We start from the raw sequence: 17,022 nt of genomic DNA on the forward strand, positions 1-17,022 counted from the left end.
AGTTGGAGTTCGTTCTAACGCAATACGTCTCGGTCCGGAATCCGGAGGCGTGGGGCATGCGCACCCTGTCAGGTTTCGCCCGGTTAGGCAGCGTCCGGAGATGGTTTTTCCGGTACCGGCCCTGAGCGTGGCTCCGGCTCCGGCGACCGGGGCGTAGCCCCCGAGCCCGCCCCGGCTCCCGCCCCCGTCCCCGGCCCGCCGAACGTCGCCGGTACGTCGAAAGCCGCCCGCCGCGTCGCCCGGCGCAGGGCCTTGAGGAGGGTGCCGCCCAGGGTGAGCGTCAGCACGACGGTGACCGCGGCGCGCGGCAGGTCCCAGCCGAGCGAGGTCGCCAGACAGTACGCCACGAAGCGGGCCAGGTTGTCGGGCAGCGGATCGCCCGGTACGAACGAGACGCCGGAGGCCATGCCGCCGATGTACGGCCAGCCCTGGAGGTTCATGACCAGGCCGTACAGGACGGCGGAGACCGCGCCGTACAGCGCGATCATGGCCAGCTCGCGGCGCCCGCGCAGCCGGTCCGGGCCCGGCAGCAGCCCCGCGCCCATCGCCACCCACCCCATGGACAGCATCTGGAACGGCAGCCACGGCCCCACGCCGCCGGTCAGCAGCGCGGAGGCGAACATCGACACCGAGCCGAGCACGAAGCCGAAGCCCGGGCCCAGCACCCGCCCGGCCAGCACCATCAGGAAGAACATCGGCTCGATGCCGGCGGTGCCCGCGCCGAGCGGGCGCATCGCCGCGCCCGCGGCGGCCAGGACGCCGAGCATGGCGATGGCCTTCGAGTCCAGACTGGGCGTGCCGCGTGCGGCGGAGGCCGCGGAGGTGTCGGCGATCGTGGCCACGACGACGGCCAGCAGCAGCGGCAGCATGGCCGCGAACAGCCACGGCGCGTCCTTGGAGTGCGCGAGCCCGGAGGCGGAAGCGGCCAGCAGCGGCCACCCGAAGGCCATCACGCCGATGACCGAGATGAGGACGAGCGCGGCAACGGACCGCGGCCCGAGCCGTACGGCCCGCACCTGCCGGTCCGCCCGCTCCTGCCGGTCCGCCCGCGCACGCCGGTTCGCCGCCGTCCGGCTCCACGGCCGCCCCGGTCCCGGACGTGCCCCGTCGTGGCGCGTCATGCCGTGGCCTCCAGCGCCTGCGCGACCTGCGGCACCGTGAGCCACGGCAGCGGCGCGAGCACCTTGGCGACCTGCGGTGCGAAGGCGGGCGAGGAGACGACGACCTCCGCGGTCGGGCCGTCCGCGACGATCTCGCCGTCCGCGAGGATGACGACGCGGTGGGCCAGCTCGGCGGCCAGCTCGACGTCGTGCGTGGCCAGCACGATCGCATGCCCCTCGGCGGCCAGCCCGCGCAGCAGCTGCACGAGGCGGCCCTTGGCCGCGTAGTCCAGACCGCGGGTCGGCTCGTCGAGCAGGAGCAGCGGCGGGCGGGCGGTGAGCACGACGGCCAGCGCGAGGGCGAGCCGCTGGCCCTCGGAGAGGTCGCGTGGGTGGGTGCCGTCCGCCACGTCCGGGAGCAGCCGGGTGACCAGGTCCCGGCAGGTGCCGGGGGCGGCGTCCGCGTCGTGGTCGGCGGCGGCGCACTCGGCGGCGACGGTGTCCGCGTACAGGAGGTCGCGCGGTTCCTGCGGTACGAGGCCGACGTGGCGCAGCAGCGTGCGCGGGCCGGTGCGGTGCGGTGCCGCGCCGCCGACGCGTACCGAGCCGGCGGCGGGCTCGTGCATGCCGACGAGGGTGCCGAGCAGGGTGGACTTGCCCGCGCCGTTACGGCCCATCAGGGCGATGGTCTCGCCGGCGCGTACGGCCAGGTCGACGCGGTGCAGGGCGTCGATCCGGCCGCGCCGTACGGACAGGCCCACGGCCTCGGCGGCGGGCGGGCCGCCGGTGGTGACGGGGAGCGGGACGGGGGCCGGCGCGGACCGCGCATCGGCACCGGTCCCCGTACCCGTACGAGCATCCCGGCGCCGCCACCGGCCCAGACGCTTCCGGGCGCCACCACCGTCGGCAGTACCGGTCCCGGCCCCGGATGCGGCGTCCGAACCAACCGTCCCCGCACTGTCACCGTCCCCGGCCGCGGCTTCCGGCCCCATACCCCCCGGCTCCACCCCCACCAGCCGTTCCCGCAGTGAGGACGCCCTGCGGCGGGCGTCGCGTACGGACAGCGGCAGTGGCGACCACTCGGCGAGGCGGCCGAGGGCCACCACCGGCGGGTGGACGGGGGAGACGGCCATGATGTCGGCGGGCGCGCCGGTGATCGGGGGCGCGCCGGGCGCGGGCAGCAGGATGACCTGGTCCGCGTACTGCACGACGCGCTCCAGCCGGTGTTCCGCCAGCAGGACCGTCGTGCCGAGGTCGTGCACCAGGCGTTGCAGTACGGCGAGCACCTCCTCGGCGGCGGCCGGGTCGAGGGCCGAGGTCGGCTCGTCCAGGACCAGCACCTTGGGGTGGGTGGTGAGGACGGAGCCGATGGCGACGCGCTGCTGCTGGCCGCCGGAGAGCGTGGTGATGGCGCGGTCGCGCAGGTCGGCGAGGCCGAGGAGATCCAGGGTCTCCTCGACGCGGCGCCGCATCACGTCCGGGGCCAGGCCCAGCGACTCCATGCCGTACGCGAGTTCGTCCTCGACGGTGTCGGTGACGAAGTGGGCGAGCGGGTCCTGGCCCACGGTGCCGACGACGTCGGCGAGTTCGCGCGGCCGATGGGTGCGGGTGTCGCGCCCGGCGACGGTGACGCGGCCGTGCAGGGTGCCGCCGGTGAAGTGCGGCACGAGGCCGCAGACGGCGTTGAGGACGGTGGACTTGCCGACGCCGGACGGGCCGACGAGCAGGCACAGTTCGCCCTCCGGCACGGTCAGGTCGATGCCCTGGACGGCGGGCTCCGCCGCGTCCCCGTAGGTGACCGACACCTGGTCGAAGCGGATCACTGCGGGGACTCCTTCGTGTACGGCTCCGCCCGCGGCGGCAGCGGCGCCACGAACGCCGGCAGCAGCCCGACCAGCACTCCGGCGGCGGGCCACAGCGGGAGGACGGGCGCGGTGAGCGGGACGGCGGGCGGGTGCAGGGCGGCCGGGTCGGCAGAGTTCGCCCAGATCATCAGGGCGGCCACCGCGATGCCGGACCCGGACACCAGCCAGGCGCGCACGCCCCACCGGTCGGGCCGGTAGCGGCTGCGTATGGAGCGGCGCCCGCCCAGCCACAGCCCGCCGAGCGCCGCGGCCAGTCCGGCGAGCAGCACCGGCAGGCCGTACGCCGCTCCCGTGTCTGCCAGCAGCCCGTACGTACCGGCGCAGACCCCGAGCAGGCCGCCGAGGGTGAGCGTGGTGGTGGTGTGCCGTACGGCGGGCGGGACCTGTGCCGTACGGCCGTAACCGCGTGCGTCCATGGCCGCCGCCAGCGCCACCGAGCGTTCCAGCGCGCCCTCCAGTACCGGCAGCCCGACCTGGAGCAGCGCCTTGAAACCGCGGTCCGGGCGTCCGCGCAGTCGGCGCGCGGCCCGCAGCCGCTGCACGTCGGCGACCAGGTTCGGCGCGAACGTCATCGCTACGACGACCGCCACGCCCGCCTCGTACAGCGCGCCCGGCAGCGACTTCAGCAGACGCGCCGGACTGGCGAGCGCGTTCGCGGCGCCCACGCAGATGAGGAGGGTGCCGAGCTTCAGCCCGTCGTAGAAGGCGAACAGCATGCCCTCGGCCGTGACCCGGCCGCCGATGCGCACGCCGCGCGCCCACTCGGGCAGCGGCACCTCCGGCAGCGTGACCAGCACATGTGTGCCCGGGATGGGGGAGCCGAGGAAGAACGCGAAGACCAGGCGGATGCCGATCACCAGCAGGCCCAGTTTGAGGAACGCGCCGTACGAGCGGGCCCACGGCGCGTCCGTGCGGCGCGCCGCGACGACGTACCCCGCGACCCCGATCAGCAGGCCGAGCAGCAGCGGGTTGGTGGTCCGGGACGCGGCGGCGGCCAGGCCCAGCGCCCACAGCCACCAGGCGCCGGCGTGCAGCGCGGTGGAGCGGGTGGCCCGGGGAGCGAGGGCGCTCATCCGCGGCGGCGGCGCGCTTGCCACCCGGCCGCCGCGCCCAGGACGACCACGGCCGCGATGCCGCCGATCAGCCCGGCGGAGGGACCGCCCGAGTCGTCACCGTCCGCCTGCTTTCCGGAGGCGTCGGGCCTTTCGGACTCCGAACCGGACCCGGATTCAGAACCGGACCCGGATGCAGAACCCGGCCCGGATTCAGAACCCGACCCCGGCCCGGCCTTCTCCGCACACCCCGCCTTCGGATACCCCGAGATCGCGCACAGCAGCGCGTTCGCGTCGTAGCGCAGCGGCCCCGCGACCGCGGCGAGCGCGTCACCGACCGTGCCGTCCTCCGGCAGCCGCGCGCACTCCGTACGGATCTCCGGCGGTGTCTCGCCCCGCGGCGCCTCCGCCTTCGTACCGAAGTCGAGGACCAGCCCGACCCGCTTCCTGCCGTCCTCGGCGGGCGTCTTCGCGCAGATCGCGGCGAAGTCCGGTGCCCGGCGCGGCTTGCCCGCCTCGGCCGAGCCGGTGCTGACGGTGAAGCGGAAGCCCGCCACGGCGCCGTCCCGGGGCCGGGAGGTGGCCGGGCCCTCGGTCGCGTACGACCAGCCGCCGTCCTTCGACGCCGGGGCGCCCGCCGCCGGGCCGTCCCAGAAGGACCAGTAGCGGTAGTCCTGGGCCTGGGCGGGCGCGGCGCCCAGGCCCGTGGCCGTGGCGGCCAGGGCCAGGGTGCCGAGGAGGCGGACGGAGCGGGACCGTGGCGAGCGACGCATCAGATGTCGTTCTTCTTCTTGCGGCCGCTGATCAGGAACCCGACGCCGACGCACGCGACGAAGACGATCCCGAAGATCCACCACACGCCGGCGCCCTGCTCGTCCTGGTCCTGGGCGTCCTTCTCGGGCCCCGCGGACGGCGCGGAGCTGCCGGCCGGCTTCGGGCCGGTGGCGTTCAGCTGGGCGACCAGGTCGGCGCCGCCGAAGTGGCGCGGGTCGGCGCCCGCGGCGTGCGCGGCCAGCACCAGCTGCGCGTACGCGGCCGGTCCCGCCTGCTTGGCCCAGTCGGCGGAGTTCTTCTCCAGCCACTTCAGCGGCTTCTGCGCGGCGTCGCCGTGCGAGCCCGCGGCGAGCGCCACCACGGTGTCCGCGGTGTTGCCCACGTCGGGCTGGTCCCCGGCGCCGGGCATCGCGGACTTCAGGTGCTGGCCGTTCGCGTCGAGCAGCGAGACCAGATACGCGGCGCCGCCCCCGGCGGCCTGCTTAGTGTCCGGCTTCCGGTCGGCGCCGCCCGCGCACTTCAGGGGCGTGACCGGCTCGTTGACGTCCTGGCCTGCGGGGGCCACGGCGAAGCCCTGGCCCAGCCCGCCGAGCGCGGCCGCCGCCGTGGCGTCCGCGTTCGGGGCCAGCTTGCCGTCCTTGGGCTGGAAGGCGAACGCGCCGCGCTCCCCCTCCTTCGCGTCGCAGCCCAGCTGGAAGGAGACCAGCGCGTCGTACGGGGACTTGTCGCCCTTCTTGACGGACTCCGGCTTCAGCCCCGCCGCCTTCAGCGCGCCGATCACCACCGAGGTGGAGTTGGCGTCGCTGGGCGTACCGCTCATCGAGGGCCAGCCGCCGTCATCGTTCTGCACCGACTTCAGCCACTTCACGGCCTTCTGTACGGCGTCGTCGTGCCCGCCGAGCGTGGCCAGCGCCTGCACCGCGGCGCCCGTCTGGTTGGTGTCGCGCATCGTCTTGTCGTCGCAGGGCTTGCCCGGTTCGGCGCGGAAGGCGGCGAAGGCGCCGTCGGAGCACTGCTGCCCGGCGAGCCAGTCGACGCCCGTCACCGACGGGCGCACCCCGACGGTGCGCTGCGCGAGCAGCGCCAGCGACTGCCGCCAGACGCCGTCGTACTGCGGGTCCTTGGTGCCGTACAGCCCTTCCGGCAGCTTGGACGCCTGGGCGTTCGGCGCGGGCTGGTCGGCGACCGCCACGGGGGCACCGGCCGCGCCCAGCACGGCGGCGGTGGCCAGCGCCGCGGCGGCGCGGCGCGCCAGGACGGCGCGGGTGGGGGCCGTGGAAGCCCTGGGAGCCAGGGGGGCCTGGGAAGCCGTGGTGGCCATCGGGTCGGTGCCTTTCGGATCGGGTCGAGTCGGTTCGGTGCGGTGGGTGCCGCGGTGGGTCTGCGTGGGGTGCGCAGCCGCACTCGGACGCCCAGCCGCCCGCCGATCCGGTGATCGGCCGCGGTGGCACCGGGCTCAGCTCCGCATACCTCGACGGTGCCGCGCACCGGGCGTCCGCGCGAGGAGGCGCGGCCTTGCGGTGGCGGGAGCCTTGGTCGTGCCCCAGCGGGTGCTCCGGCTCGCCGGGCGTACGGGTGGCAGGCGGACGGCCGGGATGCGGGACCGGTACGCGGTCCCGGCGGCCGGCCGGCGTGCGGATGCCGTACGTCCCGGATCACGGTTGCGGGTCAGCGCCGGATTTCCACCGGCTTCCCCCGATCGGGCACGGGATGAAATTGTCTCGCACACCTTAACCGGCTGGGCACGGGTGTCCTGGGGACGGCCCGGCGGGGAACTGCGAGCGGATGCCGCGGGAGTACGCCGCGAGGGGCCGCCGCGTAGGCCACCGCGAGGGACCGCCGTAAAGGCCGTGCCCTCACACCGCCCGGTACGTCACCGGCTCCGCCCCCGGAACCGCCTCCGCCAGCCCCAGCCGGACCAGGTGCCGCAGATGTGCCTCCGCCTCCGAGACGGCGATGTTCCGCGAGCCGTACGGGATGCGTTCCCAGGGCCGGTTCCACTCCATGGCCTCGGCGAGCTGCCAGGGCGTGCGCGGTACGGCGAGCAGCGTACGCAGGCCGGCCAGCCGCTCCTGGTGGTGGACGAGCAGTTCGCGTACCCGGCCCGCCGCGTCCGTGAAGGCGTGCTGGTGGGCGGGCAGCACCTCGGCGGGCGCGAGCCGCGCGACGTGTTCCAGGGAGGCCAGGTAGTCGCCGAGGGGATCGGTGACCGTGGTGTCGTCCGGGTCCTCGTACAGCCCGATGTGCGGGCTGATGCCCGGCAGCAGATGGTCGCCGGAGAAGAGGCGGCCGTGACCCGGCCGCCGCGCCGGGTGGTCCTCCTCCAGGTGCAGGCACACATGGCCCGGAGTGTGGCCGGGCGTCCAGACGGCGCGCAGGCGCCGGCCGGGCAGGTCGAGGAGGGCGCCGGGGGCGATCTCGCGGTCCGGCAGCGCGGCCCGCTGCCCGGGGAGGCCGCGCACCCGCCCCTCGGCACGCGCCGCCCGCAGGGGCGCGAGGTGGCCGTCGGGCGCCCCGGCCGCGGTCAGCTTGCTGATCAGGTAGTCGAGCCACCGGCCGGGTTCGGCTTCCCGGGTACGGCGGACGACGTCGGCGTCCGCGGCGTGCATGGCGATCCACGCGCCGGACGCCTCCCGTACGCGGGCGGACAGGCCGTGGTGGTCGGGGTGGTGGTGGGTGATGAGGACGCCGTGCAGGTCGGTGACCCCGAAGCCGCAGGCGGTGATTCCGGCGGTGAGGGTGTCCCAGGCGTCCGGGTCGTCCCAGCCGGTGTCCACGAGGACCGGGCCACGGTCGGTCTCCAGCAGGTGGACGAGGGTGTGGCCGAGCGGGTTGTCCGGTATGGGGACGGCGATCGACCACACGCCGCCCCGGTGGTCGGTCACCCGGGGCCCGGCCTCCGCCGCCCCGGTCCGGACTGCTGCCGTCATCCGCCGCACCTCCGCTCGCGCGCGGCCGGGCCGCGCCCCCGTGCCGGGCATTGCCCAGCATAACTGGAACTGGTATCAGTCCTGATGGAGCGTCAGAAAACTCCGCTGGACCGCGAACCACGCACCGCGAACCGCGAACTCCCCACACAGTGCACCGCGAACTCCCCACACCGTGCCCACCGACCCGGTCGACCCGCAGGAGGCGGCAGCCATGAGCGCACCCGTCGAGCACGAACGGCTCTACATCGGCGGCGAGTTCGCCGACCCGGCCGGCGGCGGCACTATCGAGGTGGTCTCGCCGCACACCGAGCAGGTCATCGGCCGGGTGCCGCACGCCTCGCGGGCCGACGTGGACCGCGCCGTCGCCGCGGCCCGCGCGTCCTTCGACTCGGGGGTCTGGGCAAACACGCCGCTCACCGAGCGGATCGCGGCGGTCACGCGGATCAAGGACGCCTTCGCGGCGCGCAGCGAGGAGATCGCCAAGGTCATCAGCGCCGAGAACGGCACCCCGTACACCTCCGCCGTCATGGTGCAGGCGCTGGCCGCGATGATGGTCTGGGACGCGGCGCTCACCGTCGCGCGCGACTTTCCGTACGAGGAGCGCCGGGCCGGGGCGCTCGGGCCGCTGCTGGTGCGGCGGGAGCCGGTCGGCGTGGTGGCGGCCGTGGTGCCGTGGAACGTGCCGCAGTTCACCGCGGCGGCCAAGCTGGCCCCGGCGCTGCTGGCCGGCTGCTCGGTGGTGCTCAAGGTATCGCCCGAGACGCCGCTGGACGCCTATCTCCTGGCGGAGATCGCGAGCGAGGCCGGGCTGCCGCCGGGCGTGCTGTCGGTCCTTCCCGCGGACCGCGAGGTGAGCGAGTACCTGGTCGGGCACCCGGACGTGGACAAGGTGGCCTTCACCGGGTCGGTCGCGGCGGGCAAGCGCGTGATGGAGGTCGCGGCGCGCAACCTGACGCGGGTGACGCTGGAACTGGGCGGCAAGTCGGCGGCCGTCATCCTGCCGGACGCCGACCTGGACGCCGCGGTGGCGGGCATCTCGCCGTTCGCGTGGCTGGTCAACGGGCAGGCGTGTGTGGCCCAGTCGCGCGTCCTGGTACCGCGCGAGCGCTACGACGAGACCGCCGAACGGTTCGTCGCCGCCGCCCGCGCCCTGCGCGTCGGCGACCCGCTGGACCCGGCGACCGAGCTGGGCCCGCTGGTCGCCCGGCGCCAGCAGCAGCGCTCGCTGGACTACATCGCCGTCGGGCAGCGGGAGGGCGCCAAGGTCCTCACCGGCGGCGGGCGGCCGAAGGGCCTGGACAGCGGCTGGTACGTGGAGCCGACGGTGTTCGGTGAGGTGTCCAACGCGATGCGGATCGCCCGTGAGGAGATCTTCGGCCCGGTGCTCTGCCTGCTGCCGTACGAGGACGAGGCCGAGGCGGTGCGGATCGCCAACGACTCCGACTACGGCCTGTCCGGCTCGGTGTGGACCGCGGACACCGGGCACGGCATCGACATCGCGCGCCAGGTGCGTACCGGCACCTACTCGGTGAACACCTTCAGCATCGACATGCTCGGCCCGTTCGGCGGCTACAAGAACAGTGGGATCGGGCGGGAGTTCGGGCCCGAGGGCTTCGGCGCGTACCTGGAGTACAAGACGATCCATCTGCCGGCGGAGGGGTGAGGCGAGGATGAGCGGTACGGACGGCCCGGCCGGGCCCGAAGAGGACGCGCCCGAAAAGGACGCGCCCGAAGAGGCCGGTCCGCGCTGGCGCGTGGAGGTGGACCGGGGCGTGTGCATCGGCTCCGGGTTGTGCGTGGCCACCGCGCCCGGCGGCTTCGAGCTGGACGCGGCCCGCCAGTCGCACCCCGTACGCCCCGAATGCGCCGCGTCCGACGACGTACTGGCGGCGGCGGAGGGCTGCCCCGTCGAGGCCATCAGCGTGACCGACGCCCGTACGGGGGAGGCCGTCTTCCCGCCGGAGGAGTGAGCGGCCGGCCCACGGACGTTCCCGATGCGCGCCGCGGCCGAACGGCCCGCGCCGACCGGTGCGTACCATCGGTAACCCGTGAACTTCTCACGGTTACCTGGTGACATCTGTGACTGTTACCGCTCCCCGGCGGCGTGGAAATCTCAGTGCCACGCCGCCGAGGGGGGAGACGATGGACAAACGGTACGAGGTGTACTGTCTCGCCGACAGACTCTTCTACGAGACCCCGGACCGTCTGTCCGCCGGCCACGCGGCCACCTCCGGCGGCAGCCCTCTCTACGAAGCGGCTCAGCGCGCAGTCCCCGAAGGGTGGCGGTGTTTCCTCTCCGGGGACTGGCTTCACGTGAACCCCGTAGACGCCGACGGGCAGCCGCACCCCGACCTCCCCGCGCAGGGCTGGAAGATCCATGTCTCGGCCTGTATGGAGAACGCCGAGAAGACGGCCTCCCAGGTGTGGGACTACTGCGTCGACCGGCTGATCCCGTTCAAGTTCGTGCCCGGGCCGCGCCCGATGCACATGCGCAACTCCAAGTACGCCGACCGCGGCGGCAGCGGCAAGTTCGCCACGATCTACCCGGCGGACGAGGAGCAGCTGCACACCGTGCTGCGTGAGCTGGGCGCGCTGCTGGAGGGCCAGGCGGGCCCGTACATCCTCACCGACCTGCGGTGGAACGACGGCCCGCTGTACGTACGCTACGGCGGCTTCGCGCGGCGCTTCTGCGTCGACGAGCACGGCAGCCTGGTCGGGGCGATCGAGAACCCCGAGGGCAAGCTGGTGCCCGACCGGCGCGAGCCGCGGTTCAGCCCGCCGGAGTGGGTGACGCTGCCGGACTTCCTGGCCCCGCAGCTCGCCGCCCGCAACGCCACCACCGTCGCGGACCTGCCGTACCAGATCGAGTCGGCGCTGCACTTCTCCAACGGCGGCGGCGTCTACCTGGGGCGCGACCGGCGCACCGGCGACAAGGTGGTGCTCAAGGAGGCGCGTCCGCACGCCGGCCTGGCCGCCGACGGCGCCGACGCGGTGACCCGCCTGGAGCGCGAACGGGCCGCCCTGGAGAAGCTGTCCGGAAGCGGCGTCGCGCCGGAGGTCCGGGACTGGTTCCTCCTGGGCGACCACCGCTTCCTGGTCATGGACTTCCTGGAGGGGCGCACCCTCAACGCCTTCTTCGCCGAGCGGCACCCGCTCACCTCGACCTCGCCGAGCCCGGACCGCCTCGCCGACTACACCCGGTGGGCGCTGGACATCCACGCCGCGGTCGAGGAGACGGTGGCCGTGCTGCACCGCCACGGCGTCGTCTTCAACGACCTGCACATGTTCAACATCATGGTCGCGCCCGACGAACGCAGCGTACGGCTGCTGGACTTCGAGGCGGCGGCGGTGGACGGCGCCGAGCTGCGCCAGACGCTGGCCCACCCGGGCTTCATGGCGCCCGCCGACCGCATCGGCGCCGACGTGGACCGCTACGCCCTCGCCTGCCTGCGGCTCGCCCTGTTCCTGCCGATGACCTCGCTGCTGGTGCTCGACCGGGACAAGGCCGCGCACCTCGCCGAGACCGTGGCGCACGAATTCCCGGACGTACCGGCGGAGTTCCTGGCCGGGGCGGTCGAGGTGATCCAGGGACCGCCGGACACGGCCGCCGTCGGCGACAAGGCGAAGCCCGCGCCCCCGAAGCGGCGCACCGAACCCGCGCCCTACCTCCCCGCCGAGCCCGCCGACTGGCCGCACAGCCGCGACTCGATCGTCCGCGGCATCCTCGCCTCGGCCACCCCCGAGCGCACCGACCGGCTCTTCCCCGGCGACATCGCCCAGTTCTCGGACGGCGGCGGCCTGGGGATCGCGCACGGCGCCGCGGGCGTGCTCCACGCGCTCGCCGAGACCGGCGCCGGGCGCTACGAGGAAGGCGAGGAGTGGCTGCTGCGGCAGACCGCCCCGCCCCCTCCCGGCACCCCGCTGGGCTTCTACGACGGGCTGTCCGGCGTCGCCTGGGTGCTGGACCGGCTGGGCCACCGGGACCGCGCCACGCACCTGATGGAGCAGGTCCTCGCCGAGAAGTGGCACCGCCTCGCACCCGACCTGAACGGCGGCCTGGCCGGTGTCGGCCTGGCCCTGGAGGATCTGGCCCGCACCCGCGGCGAAAGCGAACTGCGCGAACGGGCCCTGGAGGCCGCCAGTCATGCCGCCGACCGGCTCGACGCCTGCGGCAAACGCGCCGGCCTGCTGCGCGGCGCCACCGGACCCGCCCTGCTGTTCCTGCGGCTGTACGAGACCACCGGCGATGCGGGCCTGCTCGACATGGCGGCCGGAGCGCTCCGCCGCGACCTGGCGCGCTGCGTACGGGACAAGGACGGCGCCCTGGTCGTGGACGAGGGCTGGCGGACCATGCCGTACCTGGGCGGCGGCAGCGTCGGCATCGCCGCGGTCCTCGACGACTACCTGGGGCACCGCGCGGACGAGGAGTTCGAGCAGGCGCGGGCCGCGACCCTGCCCGCCGCGATGTCCCGCTTCTACGTGCAGCCCGGCCTCTTCCGGGGCCGCGCCGGGTGCGTCCTGCACCTCGCGCGGACCACCACACCGGCCGCCGACCTCGACGGCGAACTGGCCGCACAGATCTCCTGCCTGGGCTGGTACGCGATGCCCTACCGGGGCCATCTCGCCTTCCCCGGCGACCAGATGATGCGCCTGTCGATGGACCTGGCCACCGGGTCCGCCGGCTGCCTCCTGGGCCTGGGCGCGGCCCTGCACGACCGGCCCGTCCACCTGCCCTTCCTCCCGCCGCCCTCCCCGGAGCAGCGGCGGCCCTGAGACCGGCTCCGGCCGCGTGCCGGAGCCGCACCACCGGGCACCGCGGGGCGACCCGCCCGCCCGGAACCGCAGCAACACCAGTACGACAACGTCCCCATAATGAAAGGAAAGTGTCATGGCGCTTCTCGACCTTCAGGCGATGGACGCTCCCGAGCACGGCGGCGGTGGCGGCAGCACCATCAGCCTGACGCTCTGCGCGAGCCAGGCCAGCGTTCTGCTCTGTCTCTGACAGGACAGCGCTGCTACCGGATGCCTGAACCGGTAGCCCTGATCCGGGAGTTGTGATCCGGACGTGCGTGCGGCCCGTGCGTGGGCCGCACGCACACCTTTCGTGGGAGAGCCCGTGACCGTCACCCCCGCCGACCGGCTGCTGGGCGGCGCCCTGCGCCACAGCGCCCCGCGCGCCACCGCGCTGCTGCTGCTCACCGTCGCGTCGGCCGGCCTCGGCCTGGCCCTCCCCGGTGCCCTCGGGCACACCCTCGACCTGCTCCTCGCGCACCGCCCGGCCGCCCCCTGGCTCCTCCTCTGCGCGGTCCTGACCGGCCTGATCGTCCTGCTGGACGCCCTCGACGGACTGCTCACCGGCACCACCGACGCCCGCGGCACCGCCTGGGTACGGCGGCGCCTGACCCGCCACCTCCTCGCCGCCGGGCCGCGCGCCACCGAGCGGTACGGCACCGGCGACCTGGTCACCCGCGTCGTCGGCAACGCCGCCCACGCCGGGACCGCGCCCACCGCCCTGGCGGCCTCGCTCGCCGCCGTCGTCACCCCGGTCGGCGCGCTGATCGCCCTCGCGTACGTGGACGTGTGGACCGCCGCCGTCTTCCTCCTGGGCATGCCCCTGCTGGCCCTGCTGCTGCGCGCCTTCGCGCGCGCCACCGGCGACTGCGTCGTGCGCTACCAGGAGCATCAGGGCGACATGGCGAAGCGGCTCGTGGAGGCGGTCGGCGGCGCCCGCACGATCACCGCCGCCGGAACCCAGCGCCACGAGACCGCCCGCATCCTCGCCCCGCTGCCCGGCCTCGCCCGGCACGGCCACCGCATGTGGGAGGTCCTGGGACGCTCCACGGCCCAGGCCGCCATGCTCGTCCCGCTGCTCCAGATCGCCGTCCTGTGCGTGGCCGGTGTGCGGCTCGCACAGGGCGAGATGACCATCGGCGGCCTGCTCGCCGCGTCCCGGTACGCGGCCCTGGCCACGGGCATCGGCCAGATCGTCGGACAGCTGAACACCCTCGTGCACGCCCGCGCCGCCGCCCGGCGCATCGCGGAGGCCCTGGACATCCCGGCGATGCACTACGGCAGGCGGCCCCTCGGCGCGGGCGACGGCACGCTGAAGCTGCACGGTGTCACCGTGACGCGGGGCGACCGCGCCGTACTGCGCGGCCTGGACCTGACCGTGCCCGGGGGCACCTCGGTCGCCGTCGTCGGCCGCTCCGGCACCGGCAAGTCCGTGCTGGCCGCGGTCGCCGGACGGCTGGCCGACCCGGACTCCGGCATGATCACGCTCGACGACGTACCACTGCCCGACCTGACCCACGACGCCCTGCGCCGCGCGGTCGGCTACGCCTTCGAACGCCCGGCGGTCCTCGGCACGACCCTCCGCGACACGCTCGCGCTCGGCTCGTACGCACCCGGCCAGACCGAACTGGAGTCCGCAGCCGAAGCGGCCTGCGCGGCCCCCTTCATCCACCGCCTTCCCGAGGGGTACACGACCCGGTGCGCGGACGCGCCCCTCTCCGGCGGCGAGGCCCAACGCCTCGGCCTGGCGCGGGCCTTCGCGCACGCCGAGCGGCTGCTCATCCTCGACGACGCCACGTCCAGCCTGGACACCGTCACCGAACTGCACGTCACCCGAGCCCTGCTGCGCGACGTGAAGGCCGCCACCCGTATCGTCGTCGCCCACCGCGCCGCCACCGCCGCCCGCGCCGACCTGGTGGCCTGGCTCGACGACGGACGAATTCGCGCCCTTGCGCCGCACGCCGAGCTGTGGCAACTGTCCGACTACCGGGCACTGTTCGCCGCAGCCACCGAGGAGGCCGCGCATGTCTGAAGCCGTTCCGTACGGGCGGCGCGGGGCCACGGCCGAAGAACCCGCGCGGCGTGGGACCGTTCCCGGCGAGCCCCTGCGGCGCTCCGGGCCGCGCTTCCTCAAGCGGCGGCGCCGGGTCCTGGGACGGCTCGCGGGCTGGTCGCTGGTCGAGTCCGCGCAGACCTTCCTGTTCGGGTTCGCGCTGGCCCGCGCCCTGGACGACGGGTTCCTGCGCGGCGTCCCGGCCGTCGGCATCGGCTGGCTGGCCGCCGCCGCGGTCTGCGTCGGGGCCGGTGCGTACGGGACCGCCCGGGTCTACGGGGCCGTGGCCGACCTGGTGGAACCGCTGCGCGACAGCCTGGTCCGCAAGGTCGTCCGTCGCGCCCTGTACGCCCCCGACGGCGCCGCGGTCTCCCGGCTCACCCACCAGGTGGAGATCGCCCGCGACACCTTCGCCGGGCTGGTGCTGGTGTCCCGCTCGTTCGTCTTCGTCACCGCCGGGGCGCTGATCGGGCTCTGCTCGCTCGCCCCTGTGCTCCTGCTGCTGGTGCTGCCGCCGCTGCTGCTCGGACTCGCCCTGTTCGGCTGGGCGCTGCGGCCGATGGCCCGCCGCCAGGAGACGTACCTCGCGGCGGACGAGGCGATCGCCGAGGAGACCGGCGCGGCGGTCGGCGGGCTGCGCGACATCACCGCGGCGGGCGCGGAGCGGACCGTGGCGGACGCGGCGGGCGAGCGGTTCGACGCCGAACAGCGGGCGTCGGCCGCGCTGGCCCGGTGGAGCATGAGCCGGGTGCTCGCCCTCGGAATCAGCGGCCGGCTGCCGATCGTCCTGCTGCTGCTCGGCGCGCCCTGGCTGCTCGGGCGCGGGGTGACACCCGGCGCGCTGGTGGGCGCGCTCGCGTACCTCTCGCAGTCGCTGCTGCCCGCGCTGCAGAGCCTGATGCACGGGCTGGGCACCTCCGGCACCCGCCTCGGCGTGGTGCTGCGCCGCCTCACCGCCGAGCCGGTGACCGGCCCGGACGGCGCCCGGCCGCACCGTGCGCCCCGCCCGGGGACCGCCGTCGAACTCAGCGGCGTGACCTTCGCGTACGGCCCGCACGCCGACCCGGTGTTCCGCGATCTCGACCTGACCGTGCCGGACGGCGGGCACCTGGCCGTCGTAGGCCCGAGCGGCATCGGCAAATCCACCCTCGCCGGGCTGGTCGCGGGCCTGCTGGAGCCCGGCGGCGGCGAGGTCCGCCGGCCCGCTGCCGCGGACCGGGTACTGGTGCCGCAGGAGGCGTACGTCTTCTCCGGCACCGTACGGGAGAACGTGCGCTACCTGTGTACGGACGGCCGGGGCGACCGGCGCAGCCAGGATGGCCGGGACGACCGCGGCGGCTCGGACGCGGACCTGCTGGCCGCCGCCGAGAAGATCGGCGCGGGCGTGCTGCTGGCGCGGCTGGGCGGGCCGGACGGCATGCTCGTCCCGGCCGAGATGTCCGCCGGGGAACGCCAGCTGATCGCCCTGGTCCGCGCCTACCTCGCGCCCGCCCCGCTGATCGTCCTGGACGAGGCGACCTGCCACCTCGACCCCGCGGCCGAGGCCCGCGCCGAACGGGCCTTCGCGGCCCGGCCCGGCGGCACGCTGATCGTCGTCGCGCACCGCATCAGCTCGGCGCTGCGGGCCGAACGGGTGCTGGTGATGGACGGCACGCACGCCCGGACGGGCCGCCACGGCGACCTGCTGCGGCGGTCCGCGCTCTACCGCGAACTCACCGGCGGGTGGGCGCACGGGGGGCCGGGCGGCACCGCTGCCGCGGCGCCACTACAGCCAGCCCTCGCCGCGCGAGATGCGGATGGCGTCGACGCGGTTGCGGGCCCCCGTCTTGCGGGTGATGGCGGACATGTAGTTGCGCACGGTCCCGGTCGACAGATGCAGGACGCCGGCGATCTCGGAGACCGAGGAGCCCTCGGCGGCCAGTGAGAGCACGCTCAGCTCCCGGCGGGTGAGCGGAATGTCCGCGGCCTGGAGGAAGCCGAAGCCCAGGGATCCGTCGATGAATCGTTTTCCCGCCGCGACCTGCCGGATGCCGGTGGTCAGCTGCACCGGCGAGGCTTCCTTGTCGACGTATCCGAGGGCGTTCGCCTCGAAGGCCCGGCGCAGCGGTCCGGGCCGGTGCGCCGAGCCCAGCACCAGCAGGGCCGGTGATTTTCCCGGGCCTTTCCCTTTCGCGAGTTTGGATAACTTGCGCAGTATCCCCGTCCCCGTCCCGTTCGGCTCGGGACTCTCCGCGTCCACGACGCAGACATCCGGTCGCGTCGCGCGCGCCCGCTCCGTCGCGTCGCGGGTGCTGGCGGCGGCGACCTCGATGTCGTTCTCCCGGTCGAGCACTTCCGTCAATGCCCATCGGAACAGACATATGTCGTGGACGAGTAGCACCCGGATCACTGCAGTCCCCCTCCAGACCCACGTGTACCGGCTCCGTTGCGAGTACCCGGAATTCATACCGGCAATGC

The 17,022-nt window shown here is 74.7% G+C and carries 12 protein-coding genes and 1 pseudogene; 6 read left to right on the forward strand and 7 right to left on the reverse strand.

What is annotated here, in order from left to right:
* Window positions 1-83: 83 nt before the first annotated feature.
* The 6 genes from IH45_RS0113105 to IH45_RS0113130 form a co-directional block, all read right to left on the reverse strand.
* Entirely contained in the window at window positions 84-1,121 is a 1,038-nt protein-coding gene (locus IH45_RS0113105; protein WP_050514798.1) for an ECF transporter S component, read from the reverse strand.
* Entirely contained in the window at window positions 1,118-2,923 is a 1,806-nt protein-coding gene (locus IH45_RS0113110; RefSeq protein ID WP_030666395.1) for an ABC transporter ATP-binding protein, read from the reverse strand. The genes IH45_RS0113105 and IH45_RS0113110 overlap by 4 nt, the downstream gene beginning before the upstream one ends.
* On the reverse strand, window positions 2,920-4,038 hold the full coding sequence (locus tag IH45_RS0113115; RefSeq protein WP_050514799.1) for a CbiQ family ECF transporter T component: 1,119 nt from the start codon (window positions 4,036-4,038) through the stop codon (window positions 2,920-2,922). Before IH45_RS0113115 ends, IH45_RS0113110 begins: the two co-directional genes overlap by 4 nt.
* Window positions 4,035-4,790 carry an SCO2322 family protein gene (locus IH45_RS0113120; protein WP_030666400.1) on the reverse strand — a complete coding sequence of 252 codons (756 nt, stop codon included), beginning with the start codon at window positions 4,788-4,790 and terminating at the stop codon, window positions 4,035-4,037. Before IH45_RS0113120 ends, IH45_RS0113115 begins: the two co-directional genes overlap by 4 nt.
* A complete protein-coding gene (locus IH45_RS0113125; RefSeq protein ID WP_078897501.1) occupies window positions 4,790-6,112 on the reverse strand; it encodes a prenyltransferase/squalene oxidase repeat-containing protein in 1,323 nt (440 codons plus the stop codon). Before IH45_RS0113125 ends, IH45_RS0113120 begins: the two co-directional genes overlap by 1 nt.
* Window positions 6,113-6,647: 535 nt before the next feature.
* On the reverse strand, window positions 6,648-7,721 hold the full coding sequence (locus IH45_RS0113130; protein ID WP_050514800.1) for an MBL fold metallo-hydrolase: 1,074 nt from the start codon (window positions 7,719-7,721) through the stop codon (window positions 6,648-6,650).
* 211 nt (window positions 7,722-7,932) lie between these two features.
* On the opposite strand from IH45_RS0113130, the gene IH45_RS0113135 reads away from it, so the two are divergent.
* The 6 genes from IH45_RS0113135 to IH45_RS0113160 all read left to right on the forward strand — a co-directional run bounded on the left by IH45_RS0113135 (window position 7,933) and on the right by IH45_RS0113160 (window position 16,489).
* A complete protein-coding gene (locus IH45_RS0113135) occupies window positions 7,933-9,384 on the forward strand; it encodes an aldehyde dehydrogenase (protein ID WP_030666407.1) in 1,452 nt (483 codons plus the stop codon).
* A 91-nt stretch (window positions 9,385-9,475) separates the two neighbouring features.
* Window positions 9,476-9,691, forward strand: a complete 216-nt coding sequence (locus IH45_RS0113140; protein ID WP_030666409.1) for a ferredoxin — start codon at window positions 9,476-9,478, stop codon at window positions 9,689-9,691.
* 172 nt (window positions 9,692-9,863) lie between these two features.
* Window positions 9,864-12,494, forward strand: coding sequence for a class III lanthionine synthetase LanKC (lanKC, locus tag IH45_RS0113145; RefSeq protein WP_030666412.1), 2,631 nt, complete (start codon window positions 9,864-9,866; stop codon window positions 12,492-12,494).
* A 115-nt stretch (window positions 12,495-12,609) separates the two neighbouring features.
* Window positions 12,610-12,723 (forward strand): SapB/AmfS family lanthipeptide, encoded by a 114-nt coding sequence (locus IH45_RS0113150; RefSeq protein WP_003982959.1) that lies wholly within the window; start codon window positions 12,610-12,612, stop codon window positions 12,721-12,723.
* A gap of 114 nt (window positions 12,724-12,837) precedes the next feature.
* On the forward strand, window positions 12,838-14,544 hold the full coding sequence (locus tag IH45_RS0113155) for an ABC transporter transmembrane domain-containing protein (RefSeq protein ID WP_030666415.1): 1,707 nt from the start codon (window positions 12,838-12,840) through the stop codon (window positions 14,542-14,544).
* Window positions 14,537-16,489, forward strand: a complete 1,953-nt coding sequence (locus tag IH45_RS0113160) for an ATP-binding cassette domain-containing protein (protein WP_078897502.1) — start codon at window positions 14,537-14,539, stop codon at window positions 16,487-16,489. Before IH45_RS0113155 ends, IH45_RS0113160 begins: the two co-directional genes overlap by 8 nt.
* On the opposite strand, the pseudogene IH45_RS1000000149870 reads toward IH45_RS0113160, so the two are convergent.
* Window positions 16,415-17,011 (reverse strand): annotated as a pseudogene (locus IH45_RS1000000149870) (response regulator transcription factor); the annotation flags it as partial. The gene IH45_RS0113160 and the pseudogene IH45_RS1000000149870 sit on opposite strands and share 75 nt — an antisense overlap.
* Between the last annotated feature and the right edge of the window lie 11 nt (window positions 17,012-17,022).

The sequence above is a fragment of the Streptomyces rimosus subsp. rimosus genome, assembly GCF_000720725.1.
GTDB lineage: Bacteria > Actinomycetota > Actinomycetes > Streptomycetales > Streptomycetaceae > Streptomyces > Streptomyces rimosus_A.

Excerpts from the sequence above, each read along its gene's own strand:
- IH45_RS0113105 (WP_050514798.1), bottom strand. The coding sequence starts at position 1,121 with ATGACGCGCCACGACGGGGCACGTCCGGGACCGGGGCGGCCGTGGAGC.
- IH45_RS0113115 (WP_050514799.1), bottom strand. The coding sequence starts at position 4,038 with ATGAGCGCCCTCGCTCCCCGGGCCACCCGCTCCACCGCGCTGCACGCC.
- IH45_RS0113120 (WP_030666400.1), bottom strand. The coding sequence starts at position 4,790 with ATGCGTCGCTCGCCACGGTCCCGCTCCGTCCGCCTCCTCGGCACCCTG.
- IH45_RS0113125 (WP_078897501.1), bottom strand. The coding sequence starts at position 6,112 with ATGGCCACCACGGCTTCCCAGGCCCCCCTGGCTCCCAGGGCTTCCACG.
- IH45_RS0113130 (WP_050514800.1), bottom strand. The coding sequence starts at position 7,721 with ATGACGGCAGCAGTCCGGACCGGGGCGGCGGAGGCCGGGCCCCGGGTG.
- IH45_RS0113135 (WP_030666407.1), top strand. The coding sequence starts at position 7,933 with ATGAGCGCACCCGTCGAGCACGAACGGCTCTACATCGGCGGCGAGTTC.
- lanKC (WP_030666412.1), top strand. The coding sequence starts at position 9,864 with ATGGACAAACGGTACGAGGTGTACTGTCTCGCCGACAGACTCTTCTAC.
- IH45_RS0113150 (WP_003982959.1), top strand. The coding sequence starts at position 12,610 with ATGGCGCTTCTCGACCTTCAGGCGATGGACGCTCCCGAGCACGGCGGC.
- IH45_RS0113160 (WP_078897502.1), top strand. The coding sequence starts at position 14,537 with ATGTCTGAAGCCGTTCCGTACGGGCGGCGCGGGGCCACGGCCGAAGAA.